The 2920-nt window shown below is 65.7% G+C and carries 4 protein-coding genes; all 4 read right to left on the bottom strand.

The window, feature by feature from the left end:
• Window positions 1-436 (bottom strand): hypothetical protein (locus tag ACIQ6O_RS15645; protein ID WP_396208707.1); only part of this gene is annotated, 436 nt, incomplete at its 3' end.
• Complete coding sequence (gene purM / locus ACIQ6O_RS15650) at window positions 436-1491, bottom strand: phosphoribosylformylglycinamidine cyclo-ligase (protein WP_396208708.1); 1056 nt, start codon at window positions 1489-1491, stop codon at window positions 436-438. The genes ACIQ6O_RS15645 and purM, both read right to left, overlap by 1 nt.
• Window positions 1488-2432: a PfkB family carbohydrate kinase gene (locus ACIQ6O_RS15655; RefSeq protein WP_396208709.1), complete on the bottom strand. Its 945-nt coding sequence runs from the start codon at window positions 2430-2432 to the stop codon at window positions 1488-1490. The genes purM and ACIQ6O_RS15655 overlap by 4 nt, the downstream gene beginning before the upstream one ends.
• Window positions 2429-2920, bottom strand: a 492-nt coding sequence (locus tag ACIQ6O_RS15660) for a DALR anticodon-binding domain-containing protein (protein WP_396208710.1), incomplete at its 5' end; no start/stop codon positions are given. The genes ACIQ6O_RS15660 and ACIQ6O_RS15655, both read right to left, overlap by 4 nt.

Genomic DNA, 2920 nt, shown 5'->3' on the forward strand with positions numbered 1-2920 from the left:
CACCCAGGTTGGTGAGCCCGGCCGGCATACCCGCAAAGAGTCCGATGGCCGCATCGACACTGGGCACCGGCACCGGTGCGCGCATGGCCCCGAAGTTCGAACTCCGCGACGCCCCCTGGAGCGCGATCGGCACCGTGTTGTCCGGTATGGATCCGTCCACCGCGGTCACCCGCACCGACACGGCGCGTTTCCCCCACCCGCCGAGGGTGCCCCCTTCACCGAGCACCGGATTGCCTCCAGACAGCGCCACCCCGACCTGAGGCAGCATGAAGGCAAAAAGATCGCGGGCCTTGGTGCACGCATCCTGACCGGCGGTGATCCCCACGACAGACACCGTGGCGACGCACGTGCCCGCCGTGGTCTGCGCACCGAGCTCGCTCATCGGCAGCACCGCCGCCGCGACCACGAAGCCCATCAGCCCACGCATCGTCCGCATCAGGTCGCCTGTCCGTCGAGACGAACACGCCCCGTGCCAGGCACGACGGCGCCGAGTTCCCACGAGGCAATCCCGCACGCCGCCGCACGCGCAGTGATATGCGACACGTTGTCGCGCGACGCGATGACGACCATGCCCACCCCCATGTTGAACGCGCGGAACATCTCGAGCGAGGCTACCTGCCCCGCCTCGGCGAGTACCTGAAACTCGCTCGGGACGGTCCACGTGGACGTATCCACGTCGGCATCGAGTGTATCGGGGAGCGCACGGTTGAGATTCCCCGGCAATCCGCCGCCGGTGATGTGCGCCATGGCATGGACGTGCCCGAGCACCGGCTTGAGGCACTGCAGATACGAGCGGTGCACCTTGAGCATCACATCGGCCACGGTGGCGCCGTTCGCATCGGGGAACACGTCGTGCACCCCGAGCCTGAGACGATCGCTGATGATGCGTCGCGCCAGTGAGTAGCCGTTGGTGTGCAGACCGTTGCCGCCGAGTGCCACCAGTGCGTCGCCCTGCTGCACGCGAGCGCTGCCGAGCACGGCATCCTCTTCCACGATCCCCGTGATGAAGCCAGCGAGATCGTAATCGGGTGGCGTGTATACGCCAGGCATCTCGGCGGTCTCCCCGCCGATCAAGGCACACTCGTTTTCACGGCAGCCGGCCGCCACGCCGGCCACGACGCCTTCCACCACGGGCGGCTCGAGCTTGCCAAACGCCACGTAGTCGAGGAAGTAAAGCGGGACGGCGCCCTGCACGAGGATGTCGTTCGTGCAGTGATTCACGAGGCAGTGACCGATGGTGTCGTGCCGGCCGGCCTCGATGGCGATCTTGATCTTCGTGCCCACACCATCGGCGCTCGCCACGAGCAGTGGCGCCTTGTAGCCCTCGGGCACGCGGAACATGCCGCCGAACCCACCGAAGGCGCCGCGCGCGCCCGATGTCATAGTGCTCTGCACGAGCTTGGCCAGACGGTGCTTCGCATCGTCGGCCGCATCGATGTCGACGCCGGCGCTGCGATAGTCGAGCGGCGTATCGTTCCGCGCGGAGCTCATGCGCCGAGCTCCGTATCGAAGGCCACGAGCTGACGGAACTCCTGAATACGCGCGTCGATGTCGGTACGCGTGATTTCGAGCAGGCGCGCGTTGGAGAACTTCTCCACCGCGAACGAACCCATCGCCGAGCCCACGACCACTGCACGGCGCATGTTGGCGTCGCTCAAGTCGCCCGTCGCGGCGAGGTAGCCGATGAAACCGCCGGCGAACGAATCACCGGCCCCAGTGGGATCGAACACGCTTTCCAGCGGATAGGCGGGCGCGAAGAAGATGCTCTCGCGCGTGAACATGAAGGCTCCATGCTCGCCCTTCTTGATAAGCACATGCTTGGGGCCCTTATCCATGATCCAGCGCGCCGCCTTCACCAGGTTGGTGTGCTCGGTGAGCTGTCGCGCTTCGGCATCGTTGAGCGTGATGAGGTCCACGTGACCAAGTAGCTCCACCAGTTCGGGGCGGCGCGACTCGATCCAGAAATTCATCGTGTCACAGGCCACGAGGCGCGGCTTTTCCACCTGCTCGAGCACCTGCAGCTGCAGCCGCGGGTCGATGTTCGCGAGAAACACGAACGGCGAGCGCTTGAACTGATCGGGAATCTTCGGGCGGAAATGCGAGAACACCCCGAGGTGCGTCTCCAGCGTTTCCGCCGAGTTGAGATCATGACGATAGCGACCACGCCAGCGGAAGCTCGAGCCGGTGGCCTTCTCGAGACCGGCGAGGTCGACACCACGCGCGGCGAGCGGTTCGAGCTTCTCCACCGGATAATCATCGCCCACCACGCCCACGAGCTGCACGTCCGTGAAGTGCGACGCCGACGACGAGAAGTACGTGCCCGACCCGCCGAGCACTTCGTCGGCCTTGCCGAACGGCGTCTCCACCGAATCGAGGGCAACGGAGCCCACGACCAGCACGGGATTCTTGATGCTCGTTGCAGCAGTGCTCACATGCGCTCCGGCGCAGACAGTCCGAGAATGCGCAGACCGGCGGCAATACCGAGCTGCGAGGCGCGCGCCAATACAAGGCGCGCACGAGTGATGGCCTCGGGTTCACCGAGGACGTGATGCTTGTGGTACCAGGTATGGGCCGCGCGCGCCGTTTCCAGCAGCCAGCCCGCAATACGGTGCGGTTCGAGATTCTCGGCCGCGCCCTTCACCATGCTGGGGAAGTCGAGCAACTGCTTCACCAGCTCCTGCTCGGCCGGCTCGCTGAGCACACCGAGATCGACGCCTTCGCCGGTGATGGTCGACGCGTCGATCTCCCCCACGCGGAAGATGCCGCACATGCGTGCATGCGCCATCTGGATGTAGTACACCGGGTTCTCTTCCGACTGGCTGCGGGCGAGATCCACATCGAACACCAGCTGCGAGTCACCCTTGCGCATGAGGTAGAAGTAGCGCACGGCATCGCGGCCCACCTCGTCGATCAGATCGCG

Source organism: Gemmatimonas sp. (assembly GCF_044345575.1).
Taxonomy (GTDB): Bacteria; Gemmatimonadota; Gemmatimonadetes; order Gemmatimonadales; family Gemmatimonadaceae; genus Gemmatimonas.

Excerpts from the sequence above, each read along its gene's own strand:
- purM (WP_396208708.1), bottom strand. The coding sequence starts at position 1,491 with ATGAGCTCCGCGCGGAACGATACGCCGCTCGACTATCGCAGCGCCGGC.